Source organism: Caniella muris (assembly GCF_943193035.1).
GTDB classification, from domain to species: Bacteria; Actinomycetota; Coriobacteriia; order Coriobacteriales; family Atopobiaceae; genus Granulimonas; species Granulimonas faecalis.
Map to the genome: position 1 here is coordinate 714,853 of NZ_CALPCK010000001.1, position 19,244 is coordinate 734,096.

At 65.5% G+C, this 19,244-nt stretch carries 11 protein-coding genes; 1 reads left to right on the forward strand and 10 read right to left on the reverse strand.

What is annotated here, in order from left to right; all coding sequences use genetic code 11:
• Positions 1–55: 55 nt before the first annotated feature.
• The 8 genes from NFR49_RS03265 to NFR49_RS03300 all read right to left on the reverse strand — a co-directional run bounded on the left by NFR49_RS03265 (position 56) and on the right by NFR49_RS03300 (position 15,154).
• On the reverse strand, positions 56–1,366 hold the full coding sequence (locus tag NFR49_RS03265; RefSeq protein WP_251158235.1) for an ATP-binding protein: 1,311 nt from the start codon (positions 1,364–1,366) through the stop codon (positions 56–58).
• A 262-nt stretch (positions 1,367–1,628) separates the two neighbouring features.
• Entirely contained in the window at positions 1,629–5,009 is a 3,381-nt protein-coding gene (locus NFR49_RS03270) for a DUF499 domain-containing protein (RefSeq protein ID WP_251158236.1), read from the reverse strand.
• Between the two features lie 10 nt (positions 5,010–5,019).
• Positions 5,020–7,806: a DUF1156 domain-containing protein gene (locus tag NFR49_RS03275; protein ID WP_251158237.1), complete on the reverse strand. Its 2,787-nt coding sequence runs from the start codon at positions 7,804–7,806 to the stop codon at positions 5,020–5,022.
• On the reverse strand, positions 7,799–11,326 hold the full coding sequence (locus NFR49_RS03280) for a helicase-related protein (protein WP_251158238.1): 3,528 nt from the start codon (positions 11,324–11,326) through the stop codon (positions 7,799–7,801). The genes NFR49_RS03275 and NFR49_RS03280 overlap by 8 nt, the downstream gene beginning before the upstream one ends.
• Before the next feature lie 365 nt (positions 11,327–11,691).
• Positions 11,692–12,678, reverse strand: coding sequence for an Abi family protein (locus NFR49_RS03285; RefSeq protein ID WP_251158239.1), 987 nt, complete (start codon positions 12,676–12,678; stop codon positions 11,692–11,694).
• 9 nt (positions 12,679–12,687) lie between these two features.
• Positions 12,688–14,457: a DNA/RNA helicase domain-containing protein gene (locus NFR49_RS03290; protein ID WP_251158240.1), complete on the reverse strand. Its 1,770-nt coding sequence runs from the start codon at positions 14,455–14,457 to the stop codon at positions 12,688–12,690.
• Positions 14,458–14,459: 2 nt separating this feature from the next.
• Positions 14,460–14,813 carry a nucleotide pyrophosphohydrolase gene (locus tag NFR49_RS03295; protein WP_251158241.1) on the reverse strand — a complete coding sequence of 118 codons (354 nt, stop codon included), beginning with the start codon at positions 14,811–14,813 and terminating at the stop codon, positions 14,460–14,462.
• A 143-nt stretch (positions 14,814–14,956) separates the two neighbouring features.
• Positions 14,957–15,154, reverse strand: a complete 198-nt coding sequence (locus tag NFR49_RS03300) for a hypothetical protein (protein ID WP_251158242.1) — start codon at positions 15,152–15,154, stop codon at positions 14,957–14,959.
• Between the two features lie 221 nt (positions 15,155–15,375).
• Here NFR49_RS03300 and NFR49_RS03305 point away from each other — a divergent pair, with 221 nt between their 5' ends.
• Complete coding sequence (locus NFR49_RS03305) at positions 15,376–16,485, forward strand: AAA family ATPase (protein ID WP_251158243.1); 1,110 nt, start codon at positions 15,376–15,378, stop codon at positions 16,483–16,485.
• Positions 16,486–16,532: 47 nt separating this feature from the next.
• Here NFR49_RS03305 and NFR49_RS03310 read toward each other — a convergent pair whose 3' ends face one another.
• The gene (locus NFR49_RS03310; protein ID WP_251158244.1) at positions 16,533–17,663 is read right to left on the reverse strand and encodes a glycerate kinase; all 1,131 of its coding nucleotides are present in this window, start codon (positions 17,661–17,663) and stop codon (positions 16,533–16,535) included.
• Between the two features lie 378 nt (positions 17,664–18,041).
• Positions 18,042–19,229: an iron-containing alcohol dehydrogenase gene (locus NFR49_RS03315; protein WP_251158245.1), complete on the reverse strand. Its 1,188-nt coding sequence runs from the start codon at positions 19,227–19,229 to the stop codon at positions 18,042–18,044.
• Positions 19,230–19,244: the final 15 nt, after the last annotated feature.

Consider the following 19,244-nt stretch of genomic DNA (forward strand, 5'->3'; position numbering starts at 1 on the left):
TTGAATGATATCGAGGGACTGTCCTGCCCGAGCCACCCGGCCAGCACCCCGGCGGCTAGGCGCCCAACGTCGCCACCGGGACCACGTACACGCCGTCGTCGCGGCGGTACGCCACGGAGCCCCGGCCCACCACCACCGCCATGAACGCCGGCTCCAGGTTCCGGGCCGCGCCGTTGGCCAGCACCTTCTTGCGCAGGCGGAGGAGGTTGTGGGCACCGTCGTCGGCCTTGAGGTCGCTCAGCTTCACCTCGACGGCACCCCAGGCGCCGGCGCCCTCCACGATGAAGTCGACCTCCAGGCCCTTCTCGTCCCGATAGTAGGAGAGCCGGTTCCCCAGCCCGCGATAGGTGGACAGGAAGACCAGGAGGTCTCGCGCCACCAGGTTCTCAAAGAGCAGGCCGAGTGTCTGCATGTCCCTGAGGAGCGCCTGGGGCGTGGCCCCGAGCAGCGCCGCCGGCAGGGACGGGTCCGCGAAGTAGCGTTTGGGCTTGACCCTCACGCGCGTCTTCGCACGCAGCGGCGGCTCCCAGCCCGCGACGTCGTCGAGCAGGTACAGGCGCTTGAACAGGGACACGTAGTGCTCCACCGCCGTGCGTGCGAGCCCGTCGGACCCCAGCCCGGAATCCTTGACGAGCGTGTTGACTGTCGCAGCCTGGGAGACGTTGAGGGAGAGCGCACGCAGGAGCGACTCCGCCTGCTCGACGGAATGCCCCTCTGAGAACACCCGCTCGTCCAGCACGGCCCTCAGGTACTGGGGCGCGGTCTCGAGGGCGACGTCCTCGGACAGCCCGAGGTTGGAGGGCCATCCCCCACGGCAGCACCACCGGGCGACGTCCTCGACCGAGGTGTCGCGCCTGCAGGGGTCGAGCCCCTCCCCACCGAGGAGCCTCGCAAGGCTCACCTGACCGGTGGAGTCCCCCGTCTCCACAAGGGTCATCGGCCTCATGGCGAGCCTTGCGATGCGACCGGCGCCGCTGTGGCTGATGAGCCCGCGCTGTTGAGGAGAAAGGCCGCACGAGCCCGTGAGCATGAACAGGCCGCGCTCCCCAGCCTCGTCGTCCACGGCCCGCCGGGCAGCGTCCCAGACCTGGGGCACCTCCTGCCACTCGTCCACCAGGTGGGGCCGTTCCCCCAAGAGGGCTAGTCGGGGGTCCGTCTGCGCGGCCGCGCGCTCCCCCGGCGCGTCGAGACGAGAAACGCTCCGGGAGCGGGTCAACGCCGTCCACGTCTTGCCGCACCATTTGGGCCCGGTGATCTCGACACATCCAAAGGACCCCAACAGGGTGTCCAGCCGCACCTCCACGAGCCTGGGGCGATAGCCCTGCGGGACGAGGAAACCGCTTGCCGCCCGGTCGTTGTCTGCCATGGTGGTCACCCCTTGTCCCGCACGTCTTTATCGACAAAAACGCTGGTCAGAAATGCAAGTTGCAAAATACGCCCTTCTCTGACTACATTTTACGCCACTTTGTGACAGCAAAATACGCCCTTCTCGCACAGCAAAATACGCCGTTTTGAGACTGCAAATTACGCCGTTTGCGGCTGGGGCGGCAAGCACGGGCAGCAAGAGAGCGGGCCCCGTTCCCGTAGACCATGTGACAGCCAAAACACCCGGCCAAACTGGCCGGCCGCTACTCCTCAAACTGCCCCGAGTATCCCAACGTGTTGCAGTTCTCCCGCACCGTCCGCTGGGTGTCTCCGTCAAAGCCGGCGCCGTTCTCGGCAGAGAGGGACAGGTGCAGGCGCACCCTGGTGCCATCGGCAAGCCTCAGCGGGTCCACAATCTCTGCGAGCACGGTGTCCAGCTCCATCACACCGTTGACGGGGTCCAGCTCCATATCCAGATAGAACCCGCGGGGAAGCGCCTCCGTGGGCCCGTCCCCCTGGGAGGGCGCGTCTCTGCCCTCACCGCCGTGGGGGCCGACGGTCCCCGGCTCCACCGGCATGTCACCGGGGCCGTCATCCCCCTTCTCGGCCTCGCGCTCGGCGATGACCCGACTCGCCACGTCAGGCCTCACCAGCACATCCGTCGTGTAGACGCTCCGGCGCTCCCCCAGGGTGAGATTGACGTACTCGCCGTCCTCCACGCCGCTGGCAACGCCCCAGAAGGAGTCCGCGGCGCTCCCCTCCTCTATGCAGCGCAGCAGCACGTCGCGGTCGGCCAGGCACGACAGGTACGTGTAGCGGCAGAACATGTTCCACAGCTCGCTCACACCCACCTCGTCCCTGTCGTCCCACAGGAGTCGGCCGAGCTCCATGGACAGCAGCATGGGGGCCCAACGCTCCACGAGGGACTCGTCGCTCCTCAGCCGCGCCAGACAACCTGGCACCACGCCGTCCACGGCATTGATGCGCACATCGTCAAACTCGAGGTCGGAGCCCCCGCCCTCCACGGTGGACGAGGGGACCAGCAGGTGGCACCACGCCTCGCGGATGGCCGACTGAAGGTCTGCCTGCGACCCCTTGATGCCCTCGGCCACCTCCCGCTGCTGGCTGCGGTCAAGGTTGAGGAGCTCGGAGTCGGCCTCGATGCCCCTCCATGCGATCAGACGCTTGGCGCGCTCCCGCAGGTCGGTCCTACGGCGCGACTCGCAGGCGCAGAACACCAGCATGTTGCGGTTGGTGCGCGGCGCCTCCCCGCGGTTGTACAGGTAGTCCCGCGCGCAGGACGCCGCGTCACCGTCGAACCCGGTGGCCCCCACGCCGTGGTCCACGCCGAGCACCACCAGGCGCACCTGCTCCTCGTCGGGCACGTCCGCCGAGCGCAGCGGCCACACCTGCACGCATCCCAGGGGGTCCACGCCCTTCATCTGCCGCTGCATCTGGGCCCGCAGGGCGTCGTCCGCCTCCGGGTCACCGACCTGACCCATGCGATCGGCCACGGTCTTGAGCAGGGAGGGCCGGGTGTCAAACCAATAGCGGACGCCCTGGGTGTCCTCGTACAGGTACTGGGAACTCCCCTTGAGCCGCACCAGGGCGTCCACGAACACAGGGACGTTGTCGCCGGGCTGGATGCAGCCCAGAAGGATCTGCTTGCGGTCGAGGCCGCGCACGTTCTGGGCCGCCACATCCGGCGCACTGCCGAGGAACACCGTACGGGCCACGCGGCGGCCCGCCTGGAACTGACCGTAACGGGTCTCGCGCTGGTCGAGCAGCAGGGGCTCGGAGCCCTCGCCGTCTACCTCTGCGTCGACCACGGCGTTCCAGCTGTCCGGGAGATACCGTGTGATCTCGTCGCGGGTCACGGCGTCGTAGAGGGGCAGGGAGCCCGGCAGGATCATGGGGGACCTGTCGCCCACCAGCCACAGCTGATGGATGACGCTGGCCATGAAGCGCAGGACGCCGCGGGTGCGCTGGAAGCCCGGGAGGGTGGTCCAGTCCTCGTAGAGACGGTCGTAGACCTCCGGGTGCACCGGGTAGCAGGCCGCAAGGCGCCGCTCGTAGTCGGCCTCCTTCGCCTCCACCGGAAACTCCCCGGCGTTGTCGCGGTAGAGGGCGCCAAAGGCCTCGCACACGCGGTCCCGGGCCTCGGCGTCTTCCACCGGCAGGAAGAGCCTCCGCGACACGATCTCAAAGCCCTCGTCCTTGGTCACGGGCTTCCAGATGCTCTCCATGCGCCCAAAGGTGTGCTCGATGGCCTCGAGGGCCAGCTGGCCGGCCTCGCCACCGATCTCGCGCTCGGACTCCGGGATGGAGGCCACCACGAGGGAGGAGCGGCTGGCACGGGCCGCCTCGGTGAGCTCCTGCACGAAGGTGATGAAGTTGTCGAAGGACCCCGCCTTGAGGCCGTCCACGCCGTAGAGCTTCTTGGCATAGGCCACGAGCTCGTCGAGGAGCACGAGGCAGGAGCCGCAGTCGTCCATCACCTGACGGAGCGCCTCGCTGCCCGGCGAGACGTGCTTCTTGTCGGCCTCCCTCACCAGGTCGTAGAGCTCGGGCTTTCCGGCAGATGAGGCCAGCTGGCAGACGATCTCGCCCCAGAGGGTGTTGACCGTGACGCCGGGCATGGTCTGCGGACGGGAGGATTTGGCCGGGTTCAGCGCCGTGCCCACCACGCAGGCCACATGGACCTTGGGCACGCGGAAGACCCCGGCCGCCTCAAAGACCGGCTCGAGCTGCTCCCTGGTGCGCGGCGTGTCCCCGAGCACCGTGCCGCTCTTCATGAGGTGGTAGAGGGCCAGCATGGAGTGGGTCTTGCCGCCGCCGAAGGCGGTCTTGAGCTGGATCACGGGCTCGCCGCTGCCGCCGGCCACCCTGGAGAGGGCCTGGGAGAGCAGCCCCTGCATGCCGGCGGTCACGTAGGTGCGGCCGAAGAACTCCACGGGGTCCTGGTACTCGCTCTGGGCCGTACCGGCCGCCACCTGGGCGAGGTCTGCGGCAAACTCCGCCTTGCGGTAGACGCCGCGGGTGACGTCGGCCTGGGGGCTCACCACATCGCGCCACGAGGGAAGAGCCTCGGCCGGGAGGGTCTCGGCCAAGGCCCGCTGCTTCTTGGTGAGATGAACGTCCGCCGCCTCGACCGACTGGGCGGCCACGGACCCGTCCTCGGAGCCGTAGCGAACCACCCGCATGAGCTTGCGGATCTTCTCGGCCTCCTCGCGGTCGTCGAAGGACTCCAGCAGCAGGGCCATGGTCTCGAGGCCGCGGGCGGCCTGGTCGTTCGTCATGTCCTGGCGGCCGCGGTGCGCCACGGCGTTGCGCAGCTCGATGAGCTCGTTCACCCACGTACGCGCACTTTTGACCAGCTGGGCCTTGAAGGCCTCCCTCCAGTTGACGTCGATGAGCCTGAGGGAGGCGGTGACGTCCAGAGAGTTCACGAGGTCCATGAACGTGCCCTCCCGAGGCAGGTTCATGCGCTGGTTCTCAAAGAGCCGGTCGTACACGCCGGTGCGCCACCAGTCCGAGACGCCGTAGACGTCCTTGAGGCGGATGCACACGTAGTCGGCCAGGGGGTCGAGCAGGAGGTCGAAGCCCTTGTTGAGATAGTCATGGTTGCTCATGGAATCCGGCATGACGTCCTCCTTAGAAACCCAGGGTTGTCTGGTCGGTCTTCTCGTCGTAGCGGCGGCGGGCCTCGGCCTGCCCCGCGATCTGGGGCCACGCGGTGACGAGGTTGTTGTAGAGCAGGGCCTCCGACGCCCAGCCCTTGCGGTCCGCCAGGTTGTACAGGCGGTAGGCCAGGGCGCGGGCGTCCTCGGCCTCGGCGGGCGTGCGCTGGGCAGCCAGCGCCGAGCACCCTTCGATGCCGCCCTGCTCGAGGTCGCGCACCAGGGCCTGGCAGAGGAGCCAGTCGTTGGAGAGGTCGACGCCCCGCTCGGGCAGCTCGTTGCGTCCCAGGAGGCGCACCTTGCCCCGGGCCGCCGCCACCATACGGGCGTCCACGAGCTTTTGGAGCTCCACGTTCTTGGCCCGGGCCAGCACGTCCACCTCGCCGTAGGGGGCCGCGTCAAAGCCGTGGGAGCCGTAGAGCTCCACGCAGAAGCGGGACGGGGCATCCGTGGTGTCGCCGGCGTCGTTGAGCACGGCGTCGAGCTCCTGGTTGATGAGGGCCAGGGCCGAGCGCACACCCATCTTGGAGCCGTCGCTCTCGAGCACGGCACCGGCGGCGGAGAAGACCGCCATGCCGGGGCCGATGGCGCACTGGGCCATATCCACGGGGGCGAGGTTGGAAGCCTGGAGGTCGCGCACGGCCGGGGCCAGGTTGGCCCGGAGCCTGCGCACGAAGTCGCGCCGGGAGAGGGGCGCGGCGTTCTCGGGGCGCTTGCGGCATACGAGGACGATGGAGGAGGCGAGGGCGTTGGTGCCGTTGGATATGGTTCTCCCTGGTTTTTCCGACTTCATAGGCCACGTTCCCGTGATTGTGAAGCCAGCCTCGATGATGGCCGAGAGCATGGTCTCCCACCCGGTGGAGGCGGTGGTGTCCTTGGCGTCCCCTGCTTGGGAGTCGCTCTGCTTGAAGGCGTAATAGATGGTCACCGGTACGTCGTCGCGGGCGTATCCATGGATGCGGCGACAGACATCGAGCATGCCGTCCTCAAAGAACTCCTTGGCCGCCTGTTTGGACCCATCGTGACGGTAGGGTGTTGCTATGAGCTCCTCCGCCTTGGGCACGAGCATGGTGGAAAAGAGCTTGGGATAGGTATTCTTAAGGCCCTGACGAAGCCACACGTAGAAGTAGTCCGAAAGGTCTGCGTAGCCGATGTTGTCGTAATAGGGCGGATCGGTTGAAACCACCATGTCTGAAAGGCCCGCATCGGTCGCCGCGTTGTGTTGGGAAGCTTCGCCGGCTAAACCGGACTGGGGCAGCGTTACAACTGCCTTTACGACCCACTCCAGCATGTTGCTAAACGAGCCAGAAGAATCAGAGAATGGATTGTTCTCAGCGTAGTCCCAAGACATTGGGATAGCCTGGCGTCCAAATGTATTGCGGGTGTTATCTCTGCTGATATTCCATGAGCAAATTGACGAATGATAGTCCGTCATCTTGTCGACCACAAAGGCCAAATACACGCCCACTGCCTCGCCGTAGGCGGTGGCGCCGGTGCCGCCGTCGGCGAGACCCACGCCGTCATCTGCCATGCCGGACGCCACGGCATCCAGACGGGCCTGCTCCTGGGCGTCCTTGACCAAGCCGCTGAAGGTGGTGAGGGCTGTCAGCTGACGCGGAGTGAAGAGCTTCCAATGCTCATCCATACCATATACCTGCACTCGAAAAGACAGCGCCTTTTCGGGCAGCTTGGTTCTCGGGGCATCAAGTGGTACGGGAACATCCGCCGCCTCTGTTTGAACCGCGCTTGGAGCTACGTAGGCGCGACCATGTTCGCCTTCAGCCACAACCGCCATGAGGGACGAGCCCATATGCCCTTCCTGAGCCTCTTGTCTGATGTAGTCGAACTTGATCGGCTCCCCACAGTGGACGCACACGGCGCCCTTGCGGTCCACCGTCCCCTTCTCGGTGGCCTTCCCAGGCTTCATCACAAAGTCCAGCTCGCCCTCCTCGTTGTAGAAGGGCTCGGCGTGCCACTCCTTCCCTTTCTTCTTGGAGAGGTCCCAGCTGCGCACCAGCGGCGTGGTGTGGCGGCACGCCGGGTTGGGGCACGTGACGGTGCGGGCCCACAGCCACGCGATCACCGTGGCCATGCCTCCGCCCTGCTCCGCCGGAAGCTCCACCTTGGGATACAGATGGCCGATCTTTTCCCACGCGCGCTCGCGCATCCACCGGCCGTAGTAGTCCACGTCTGCGGCAAGGCCGGTATGGCCCTCCCAGACATCCACCATGCGGTCCTTGCGGTCCCGCGGGTTCACGACAGGCAACCCCTCAAAGCGCGGGGGGATCTCGATCTGGGCTTTGTTGATGGTGACGGCCACGGGGTTGAGGTCCTGGGCATGGGCCTTGAGGCCAAGGCGCTGGGCCTCAAGGGGGATGGCGCCGCCGCCGGCAAAGGGGTCGAGCAGGGCCGGCACGTCATCCCCCATGGAGCGCCATATCTCGGCCTTGGCGTCCTCGAGGGTCTTGGGGTCGTTGGAGTTCTCCCACACCACCAGGCGCCTGAGGATGTCAAAGAGACGCTCACGCTCGGTGTCCTGGGCCTCGGGGGTGGGAAACTCCTCCGGGTGAGACGACGGGTCGTCCACCAGGGAGCTCCAGATGACGGCCCTGGCGCAGGCTAAGGGGCGCCGGGCCCACCACAAGTGCAATGTGGAGGGGTGGCCGTGGCGGATGGACTTCTCGCGGGCCGCCGCCGCGTTGATCTCGTCCAGGGGCAGGGCCACCTCGATGAGCTTCTTCTTGGGCGTGGACTCAGCCATAAAGGTCCTCCTCATGGAGGACCACCGTTCCGTCTTCCATGAGTTTGCTGACGTCGTAGTTGACCGAGACGACGGAACGGCCCACCTCCTCGTTGAACGGGTTTTTGATGTAGACGAGCCTCCCGGCCCCGACCGTGCCGCCCTCCCGGGGCACCACCTCGCAAACGGCCAGGATGAAGTTGTCGGGCGCGTTCAAGGCCTTGAGCACCTCGTTGCGGGAGAGGGTCACGGTCGTAGACCCCTGGATGCGGCCCTTCACCTCGATGAACCGTTGGACGGGCTGCCCCGGCGCGGAAACCAGGCCCTCCGGGGGCCGGGACAGCACGTCAAAGCCGCAATGGTCTGCAGAGACGTCCACAGGCTCAAAGCCGAGGGCCCGCTCGGTGGCCATGACGGCCTCCATGGCGCAAAGCTCCACGGCGAGGCGCGCTTGGGCGTCGGCCGCGAGGCTGGCGGCCATGGCGGGCACCTTGAGCGTCTCCACGAGGGCGCGGGGCACCACGAGGGCGCACCCCACCACCTGCGGCGACACGGGGAAGATCCGCAGCTCCTCGTCAATCTCGGCAAGACGGGTCGTGCGGCGCCGCTCGAGGTCCTTGGCGCGGTCGCGCCAGAACGTGCCGTCCGCGCCACGGGAGCGCATCTCGGCGCTCTTGACGCCGCAGTAGCGGATCTCCTGCGTGAGACGGTGGTCTACGGCCGCCCGCATCTTCTCGAGGCGGGGCACGCGCAGCGCCTTGACCGCGTCCATATGGCGGGGGACCACGTCGCCCATGGCACGGGCACGGACGGCCTGCTCGCTCACCGTGGCAAAGGGGCGGCGCTCCCTCAGCCACGCCTCCAGGAGCTCGAGCTCGTCCTCGGTGGGCGCGCTGCAGTCCAGGTACGGGGCATCGCCGCTGTCAAAGGTGCGGCCGTCCTCCGCCATGCCCACAAAGCAGAGGTTGCGGGCCACCGCATGCTGCTCGCCCGAAGCCGTGCGCCGGCCGTCGCAGATGCGGTCCTCCACATAGAAGAGGGCGTGCGGCTCGGTCTCGCAGGACCCCTCGTCGATGAGCACGGCCCCCTTGTGAAGCAGGTTCCCATGCAGCGCGAGCACGGTGTCTATGACGGCGTCCATGAGGGGGTGGCCCGGGTAGACGAACTCGGCATCCGGAGCACCGGGGGCCTCGGCGAGCCCGCCGTCAAAACACACCCGCGTATAACGGGGCAGCAGGGACCGGGCACCCCTGCTGCGACGGTCGCGCTCGAGCATCACGTCAGGCGTACGGGTGACCTCAAAGCGGCCGGGCTCCCGCTCCACGACGCGTCCCCCGAGGCGCTCGACGGCATCGCAGAAGAAGCAGGCGACGTAGTGAGGCTGCAGCCGGCGGGCCTCGGCGAGCTCCATCTCCTCGCGCACGCGGGCCACCGCGGCCTGGTTCATCACGTCGTCGGTGAGGGCGTTCTCGGCAAGGAGCTCCTTGAGCCTCTCCTGGTCGAGCGCCCCCTCCACGATGCGGTTGAGCTCCTCCGCCCGGGCAGGGTCCGAGCCGTAGCGCACGGCGTCCTTGAGGAGGTCGGCCAGGCTCCTGTCGCCAAAGGAGACCTCGCCCAGCACGTCGAAGACGCGACCGCCCAAGACGCCGCGCTCTACCTCGAGCTTGTTGAGCAGGCGCTCGTAGACCTGGCCCTCCCGGGTGCCCCCGGCCACGAGGTTCCACAGGTGGCAAACCTCGGTCTGGCCGATGCGGTGGATGCGGCCAAAGCGCTGCTCCAGCTTGTTGGGGTTCCAGGGCAGGTCGTAGGAGATCTCCAGGTGGGCCTGCTGGAGGTTGATGCCCTCCCCCGCCGCGTCGGTGGCGAGGAGCACCTGGACGTCCTTGTCGTTCTTGAAGCGGTTCTCCGCCTGGCGTCGGGCGTCGCGGCCCATGCCGCCGCAGATGACCTCCACTGCGTCGCGACGGCCCAGGAGCTGGCGGATGTTGGAGGCCAGATAGTCCAGCGTGTCCTTGTGCTCGGTGAAGATGACGAGCTTCTCGCGCGAGCCGTCCGTGGCGTACATGGCCGGCGCGTCCTGCAGCAGCCGGGAGAGCTCCTGCCATTTGCGGTCGTCCTTGCTGCGGTACACGCGGCCCGCAAGGTCCACCAGGCGGTCAAGCTCTGCGATCTCGGCCACGAGCTCGGCCTCGGTCTCGGCTGCAGTGACGCCGGAGGTGGAGTCCTCCAGGGTGTCGAGCTCCTCCTGGGAGAGGTCCTCGTCGTAGGCCGGACTGTCCCAGATATCCGCCGAGACGCCCGGGGCTTCCTTGCGGGGCCTCCCAGCCTTCATGTTGGCCAGCTCCTCCTTGAGGCGGTCGCGGCGACGGCGCAGCGAGCTGAGGATGGCAGCCGGGGACGAGGCGAGCCGGCGCTGCAGCACGGTGAGGGCAAAGCCCACGGAGTTGCGCTTGGCACCGTCGCCGATGGAGTCAGCGCGGTTGAAGCCCGTGCGCACGTATTCCGTGACCTCCTGGTAGAGCTCGTCCTCCAGGGGCGTGAGCTCGTAGCTCACCGTGTGGGCGATGCGCTCGGGAAAGAGCGGCCGGCCCTCGAAGGTGAGGAGCTCCTCCTTCACCAGGCGCCGCATGACGTCGGAGACGTCGGCGATGTCGGGCTCGCCGTGGGCGGCCCCCTCAAAACGGTCCGCGTCCACGAGGGCCATGAACTGCTGGAAATCCTTCGGCTTGCCGTTGTGGGGCGTCGCCGTCATGAGGAGGAGGTTCTCCGTATGGCCAGAAAGGAGCTGGGCCAGCCTGTAGCGCGCCGTGTACTTGACCTCCCTGCCGTACACATGGGCGGCCAGCTTGTGGGCCTCGTCGAATATCACGAGGTCCCACTGGCAATCCTCCACGAGGGACCCGATCTCCTTGTCCCGGGCCAGGCGGTCGAGGGGGGCGATGACGAGGTCGTGGTCCAGGAATGCGTTGCGCCGGCCCGAGGCCTCGAAGGCGTCCCGGGTGAGGATGGCAAAGTCGAGGCCGAACTTGTCGAGGAGCTCGTCCTGCCACTGGACGCAGAGACTGCCGGGGCACACGACGAGGCACCGCTTGAGGTCGCCGCGCGCCATCATCTCCTTGACGAGGAGGCCGGCCATGACGGTCTTTCCGGCCCCCGGATCATCGGCGAGAACGTACCGCAGCGGCAGGCGGGGCAGCATCTTCTCGTAGACGGCGCTGATCTGATGGGGCAGCGGCCGGATGCGGGAGGTGCGCACGGCCAGGAAGGGGTCCTGGGTGGAGGCGAGCGAGATGCGCAGGGCCTCGGACGCGAGTTTGAAGTCATCACCGTTGGCCGTGAAGCCCCAGGAGCTCTCCTCGACGGAGAGCCCCTCGACGTCCTCGGCAAAGAAGACCCGCCCCTCGATGGCGCCAGACGACAGCCTATAGGTGATATTTGCCGATATGTCGCTGTAGGGTTCAACCGAGACGACGCTGACGGCCTGACCGGGGATGAGGCCGATAAGCCGGCAACCAGGGGTGATGTCGGCTAGGCGCACCATTGGTACGCCCCCACGGGAACAATCAGAGGCGCGCTAAGACTGCGACGCCCCCCCCCGTATTACATACGATCATTGAAGCCATGGCGTGTCCCCGTCTTTATTCAGGTTCGTACAATCAGCCATAATACATCGCCAAAAGCTTAATCCAGACGGCGATGCGGCATAGCACCGCCGACCGGTCACGCGTGACAATGGTGCCTGGTTCATCTGTCACTTCTCATATTGCGTTGTTGATGGCTTTCTACCTGAGCGTAAACCTTTGGCAAAAGAAAAGCCCGACGCATCAGGCTTTTCCAGGTGTCAGCCGAAGCCTTCCACCGCGATTAGTGACAATTTACCACGAATAGCGGTCGGCGAGCCCCAACTTACCTCCCGCTCACAAACTGCCGCAGGGCACGCAATTTACCTCGCGTGTTCGTCTTGATGATTTTCGAATATACGTTAAATGGCAACTCGGCACGATACTTCTCAATTGCCGCCTCATACCCCGCAATGAACTGCTTGCACTCCGTTTTGGTGAAGCGCATGCACCGCATGAGATAAACCAGCAGGACGACATAGTCGGTCACATCGGTAAAGTCGACCTTGCTTACGCCTGTCTCTTGTTTGAGAAACTGAGATAGCTTCAAGCTGATAGATCCGGACTGGAAACGCACGTCAAGAACCACCCCGTTGTGGGCAATTGCGTTTCGAAAATCCTTAAGTACATAAATCATCTCTTTAAGGCGCAGCTCCGAATCGAGGTTCGTCGGCATGCTGAGGTCTTTGGCTATCTCTGCCTTTACCCGAGCATCGAGGCACTCATAGAAGGCACCGAAGTTTCCCAACGTCATAACCTCAAAAATCGCCCAGATAGGAGTGTCTTTATCGGAGTCGCGAAAATGACCTATGACATCTCGCGTCCTATACCGGTATATAATTCCATCAATCTCTTGGCGGAGACGCTGGCGCTTTTCCCATGCCTTTCGGTAGTCCCGACCTGAATAGGTCCGATAGTCGGTAAGACTCTTTCCCCAGATATCTTCAAAAAAGGCGGAATCCGAGTCCTTGAGCACAGCCTCCAACGTGTAGTTTTTAAGCCCAGTTTCGATAGACATCACACGGGGATAGGAAAGCGCTTTTAGATGAGTATCGAAATCGTATAGGGCCGCCACTTGGGAAAATTCGGTTATTGGCAACCGATTCGACGCCTTGTGGGCAAAACGATACCCCTTGTATCCGTGGTAGTATCCGATGTTCTTCAGCTTGCGCTTCTGCGAGGAGCCCCCGATGGAGATGCCGCTGTCGCGGAGATGTTTCATGAGCGAGTTGAGTGTCTTAGGCAAGCTGGCTCTCGATTCGATGGAATTCAAACTACTCTCCTAATCCACCACGTCCATGTAGCGGGACAGGTACTTCCTCAGCGCCGCGTCGTATACGTACACGTGGGTACCTTCGATGCCGCGGGTGAGCAGGACGTAGTAGATGTTGCGGATAAAGGCGTCGACGTCTTCAGGGGTCGAGCCCCTCTTGCCGTTTTTGTCGAAGTACCGCACCTGATCAATGACGATGGCTTGACGTTGCTTGTCGTAGCAAATCTCAGGTCCAAAAATCACGTAGGCATAGGAAAGGTCATAGCCTTGAACCGAATGGATGCAGCCGACCTCGTTGGCATAGAACTCATCTTCCTGGCCTTCTCCAACCCAGTTCTCGGTCATCGAATTCCATCGCTTATCAATCCCGTCGATATGAATGTCCGTCTTAGCGCGACTGTCATCGTCTCTGGAGTTCCATTTCCATCCGTAGCCTGCCACCATGCGGGTCAGCTCGGCGTACTCCAGGTGCTCGACGAAGCTCTCGTTGAACGAGGCAAACGATTTGTGCAAACAAAGCTCGTACTCCGGGAACTCCTGGATTATGGGATCTTTCTCCTTAAGGATGTCCTCGATGTAATCGAGGTAACGGTTGCCACCTTTGACCCTCATCTGCTTATCAAGCATGATGGGATGCTCAAATGAATCGCCCAGGCGGTCGCTAAACGTGTGATGCTCGACATCGGAAGGTAGAACCGATTGCCGGCTGTCATAGAGGAAAATAGGCAGCTTGCACGTCTTGAGAACCCAGTCGACTTGTGTCGTAGTTGCGGCCTCCATACCGAGAAGGGCGCATTTCTGCATGTAGTTACTGTTCTGTTGGCCGAGGTTCTTGAATCGCTTAAGACGATGGGACTCGTCAACGATACAAATGTCTATGCCGGGATGGCCATCGGTAGTAAGGCCGTATTCCAACTTCACAAGGTCGTAAGGACCAATGATGTCCTTCTTCCTGATTCCTGGGATAACCCCAACAGCCTCTTTGACCGTCTTGCGAATGGAGGAAATGGGCTCGACCAGAAAGATCCGTTTTCCGAACAGCTCATCATCTTTATCTGCTGCTCGGTCTTTGAGCATCTTGAGTAGGAACAGCGCAAGGATGGTTTTGCCTGTACCAGGCTTGCCATCAACCACGATGGGCTCGCAAAGTGCCCGGTTGGTCTTCTGCGCATCGAGAACGGCCGAGAGAATCTTTTCCAAGGCCACCTTCTGGTCGAGATTCAGCTCCTTATAGGGACTGTACTTGAAGACCTCGGAGTTTTCGATCTCAGCAATCGTTTTATCGACAAGCTTGATTCCCCTGAGCTCCTCCCAAAGGTCCTCGAACATCTCGTCGTAGATGCTCCGTGAGAAGAAGTCGCATTCATCCCAACCGTTGTTCTTGTTGGTGAGCTCGTACTTACCATCCGCGGCCATGAGGCTGATCAATTTATGCTCGTAGTCGATAATGACGGATTGATTGAACTCGGGATGCGTGATGAGGTTGGCTCGAGTGAAGCCACGCTTCTCGTCATTACGTCCGTGGTCACCCATACGACGTGTGAAATTGGTCGTCTGGCCAACGTAGGCCTTTTTACCGTTATCAAGGACATAAACGGCAGGCCAGTCGTACAGGACCTGCTCATCGCCCAAGATGTCCTTGTCAACGATTACCTTGCCGTCAACGATCGCGGCATCGACGATGTTCTCGGCCTTCGAGAACGGCATTTCCAAGATTCGAAAGGGCTCCCCACGCTTGGGCACGCAGGCGTTCTCATGGGCCTCTACAGTGTGCGCCATGGCTAGAGCTCCGTGTACTTGGCCGCGCTGCCGCGGGACTTGTCTGCAGGATAGCGGCCCTCGTTGAGGGCGAGCTTGTCGGCGATGAGGGCGGCGGGGTCCTCGCCGATGGCGTCTGCCAGGTAGAGGCAGTAGATCATGACGTCAGCGAACTCCTCGCGCACCTTGTCCTCCCGGCCGGCAACGCCGGTGTCCGGGCCGCTCCAGCGGAAGGCATCGAGCAGCTCGGCCGCCTCCACTGAGATGGCGCAAGCCAGGTCCTTGGGCGTGTGAAAGCGGGACCAGTCGCGCTCGTCGCGGAAGGCGCGGAGCGCGGCGACCTGGTCGTCCAGGGTGGTTCTGGCCTCTGGCGACATGCCGGCTCCTTCCGTGCGGTGGGGGTGCTTTCGTTTGTTGGCTACAGGGCATTTTAGCTGTTTGAAGAGAAACCAGAGGGTCCGGCAGCCCCTCCCCGCCTGTGACCTCCCGAGAGCAAGGTCCACAAGATGCCGGCGCCCCCTCACTCCCCCACCGCGAACCGCGCCAGGTCCACGCCCAGGCGCTCCGCGATGGAGACGAGCTCCTCGGGGCTCGCGCCGTCCACATCGGCCACGTCCAGGAGCGCCGCGGGAAAGCCGGAGAACATGGCCGTGCCGCAGTAGTCGAGCAGGTACGCGCGCAGGGCGTCTACGTCTACGAGAACATGGTCCGGCTCCATGGCGACTCCCGTCCGTCGGGGTTTGGGGGGGGGATTGTAGCCGTCATGGGAACATGGCGCTGGTGGGTGCCGTCCCCTACGCGCTGCGCGAGGAGTGGCACGACCGGGACGGCAGCGCCCGCCCATGGTGGCTCCCAGCCCGCACAGTGGCAGCCCGCTTGACGAATAGGAAAAAAAGGAAAGAATAGGAAAAAAAGGAAAACTGCAGGTGAGGAGGATGAATGACCATAGACACGATTTTCGCCCCCTCGTTTGGCAACCGCCCGTCCCAACTGGTGGGTCGGGAACCCCAGATCGGGACGATGCTCGCCGGTCTCGACTCCGCCCCCGGCAGCAGGGAGCGTTCCATCGTCATGCTCGGCCAGCGTGGCAGCGGCAAGACCGTCCTCCTCTGGGAGCTCGCCGAGCGGGCCCGTGCCCGCGGTTGGACCGTCGCCAGCCCCACGATCCCCTCCGAGGGGATGCTCGACAGGATCGTCGAGAAACTGCAGGCAGATGCCGGCACGTACGTCGAGGGTGACGACCACGCCCGCATCTCGGGCGGGAGCATCGGGGCGCTCGGCTTCTCCGTCGGGGTCCAGTTTTCCAAGGATGCTCCGACCGTGGCCAGCCCAGAGCACCGTCTCACCCAGACCGTGCAGAGGCTGAGCGAACTCGGCAGGGGCTCCCTCATCCTCATCGACGAGCTTCAGGCCAACTCCCCGGAGGTCCGTCAGCTGGTCTCCGTGTACCAGGAACTGGTCGGCCAGGGCCTCAACGTCGCCATCGTGATGGCGGGGCTTCCCGGCGCCGTCTCCGCGACCCTCAACGACCGCGTCCTCACCTTCCTCAACCGCGCCCGGAAGCTCCCCCTCCCCGCCATTCCCGTCGGCGACGTGGAGGCGTTCTACGAGGATGCGTTCCGCGAGCTGGGAATCGCGAGCGCCGGCCCCATGACGCGCCAGGCGGCAGAGGCGTCACAGGGGTCCGCGTACCTCATGCAGCTCCTGGGGCACAACATAGCCATCCGCCTGCAGCCCGGCGGCGAGCTCACACCGGATGTCCTCGAGAGCGCGGTCGCCTCCTCGCAGGCGGACTTTGAGAACGACGTCTGCGAGACGACGCTGCGCGCCCTCTCCGACCGCGACGTCGACTTCCTCATGGCCATGGCACCGGACGAGGGGTCGAGCCGCATCGGCGACGTCGCCGAGCGCCTCGGGGTCACCCCCGACTACGCCCAGAAGTACCGCAGGAGGCTCCTCGATGCCGGCGTGGTGGAGCAGGCCGGACGCGGCAGGCTCACCTTCGCGGTCCCCTATCTGCGCGACCACCTTCTTTCAAACGGGCTGTAAGGAGCGCGAGAGCCTGTCAAAACCCGGCCGCCGCCACCCACTCGCCGTCACGCGAGGTCGATGGCCAGGAGCGAGAAGAGGCGGTCCGCCGCGGCGGCGAAGTTCTCCTCGGCATGGGCGAGCACCTGCTCCAGGGGCTCCAGCCTCGTGACGCAGGACACCGCGGCGGCGAGACCGGGGATGTCGCCCGGACGGTAGCCCTCGTCCACCGACCCCGCCACGGCCACGCAGGGCACGCCCGCCCGCCGGGACGCCGCCGCCACACCCGAGACCACCTTGCCGTGGGCGGTCTGGGCGTCGAGCCGTCCCTCGCCGGTGACCACAAGGTCGGTGCCACGGAGGAGCCCCTCAAAGCCCACGAGGTCGAGCACCGTGTCGATGCCCGGCCTGAGGGCGGCCCCCACCGCCAGGCACGCGGCACCCAGGCCGCCGGCCGCCCCCGCCCCCGGGACGGACGCGACGTCGCGACCGCAGGCCTTTGAGAGCGCCCGGGCGTAGGCAGCCATGCCCTCCTCCACACGCTCGACGACCTCGGGGCTGGCGCCCTTCTGCGGCCCGAAGACCCGGGTGGCACCCTGCTCGCCCAGAAGCGGGTTGCCCACGTCGCACATCACGGTGAGCCCCGCGGAGGCCAGGCGCCGGTCCAGCCCCGAGAGGTCCACCGCCGCCACGCGCCCGAGGTCGGCGGCGCAGGGGGCGACCTCCTCGCCCCGGGCGTCCAGCAGGCGGGCACCCAGCGCCACGAGGAAGCCACTGCCGCCGTCGTTGGTGGCCGACCCGCCGATGGCCAGCGCCACGCCGCGCGCCCCGCGGTCGAGCGCGTGGGCCACGAGCTGGCCGGTCCCCAGCGTGGACGCGGCGAGGACGTCCTCCCGGCCCGCCACGAGGGGCAGCCCCGACGCGGCGGCCATCTCTATGACGGCGCCGCCGTCCGGCAGCATGCCGTAGGCGGCCTGGACAGGGTCGCCCAAGGGGCCGTCAACCTGGGCCGTCACCTTCTCGCCACCCGTGGCCGCCACGACGGCGTCGACGGTCCCCTCCCCGCCGTCGGCCATGGGAACGGCGGCCCACCCGCAGCCGGGGAAGTGCCGCTCGGCGGCCTCGGCGAGCAGCTCCGCGGTGCGGACCGAGGAGAGCGTGCCCTTGAAGGAGTCGCAGGCAAACAGGAAGCGGGGCATGGGTCCTCCTCGGTACGGGGGCTGGCGGGATATCAAGCGTAGCGGCTGCAAGGCCGGGCCGGACCGGCGGTTATCGGCGGTTGCCGGCGGTTGTCGGCGGTTTCATCAAACACGCAATAGGGAAAGTAACAGATGAGCCAGGCACCTCTGTCACGTGGCACCTCTGTCACATGGCACCTGAACGCGACTGGGGGCGGCCTCCTCGGCACCTGAACGCGATTGGGAGCGGATTTCGCCCTCCTGAACGCGGTTGAGGGCGACTTCGGCGGCTGGATCGCGCCGCGAGTCGCCCTCAACCGCGTTCAGGTACCGAAGACCCGGGTGCCGAGAGGACCCCGGGTGCCGAGAGGTGCGGCGCACCCCGGTGGCCGGCGCCCCCTACCGGGCCGCCTCCAGGATAGCCACCACGTCGCTGGCCTCCAGGTGGCAGAAGCCGCCCAGGTTGCCGCCGCGGGCCTCCACGGCGCCCTCGGCCATCTCGCGCATCTGCTCGGGGGTGGGGTCGATGCCCAGCTCGGTGAGGGTCGTGGGCAGGCCGATCTTGTGGCACCAGTCGTCCCAGGCCTCGATGCCGCGGAGACCCGTGGCCACCGGGTCGTCGAAGTCGTTCTCCACGCCAAAGACGTTCACGCCAAACTGGGCGAAGCGCTCGGGCTTGGTGTGCAGCACGTACTTGGCCCAGGCGGACCAGATGGCCGTGAGGCCGGCCCCGTGGGCCACGTCGAACATGGCGCCGATCTCGTGCTCGATGGCATGGCAGGCAAAGTCGCCCACGTTGCCGGTGCCGGTGAGGCCGTTGTGGGAGAGCGAGCCGGCCCACAGCAGGTTGGAGCGGGCGGCGTAGTCGCCGGGGTTGGCCAGGGCCTCGGGCACCGCGGTCCTCACGGTGCGCATGAGCCCCTCGGCCATGGCGTCGATGAGCTCGGTGTGCTCCACGGTGGTGAAGTAGCGCTCCATGGTGTGCATCATGATGTCGGCGCCGGGGGCCGCGGTCTGGAAGGCCGGCAGCGAGTAGGTGAGCTCGGGGTTCATGATGGCAAAGAGCGGGCGGGCGCACTCGTGGTTGTAGGAGCGCTTGAGCATGGGGCCGTCGAGGGTGTCGATGTTGATCACCGTGGAGTTGGAGGTCTCCGAGCCGGTGCCGGCCAGGGTGGAGATGGCGGCCAGGGGGGCGATCCTGTCGGTGGCCACCTTGCCGAGGAAGAGGTCCTCCAGCTCGAAGTCGTTGGCCAGGCCGTAGGCGATGGCCTTGGAGGAGTCGATGGCGCTGCCGCCGCCGATGGCGAGCACGAAGTCAACGCCCTCCTTGCGGGCGAGCTCCACGCCCTCCTTCACGAGGGAGAGGCGCGGGTTGGGCACCACGCCGTCCAGCTCCACGTACTCGACGCCGGCCTCGGCGAGGCCCTTCTCCACGCGGTCGAGCAGGCCCGTGGCGCGCACGTAGTCGCCGCCCCAGTGGATGAGGGCCTTGGTGCCGCCGTACTCCTTGACGAGGCGGCCGGCCTCGCTCTCGGTGTCCTTGCCGAACACGACCTTGGTGGGAACGAGGAACTCGAAATTGACCATGACGCGCAACTCCAA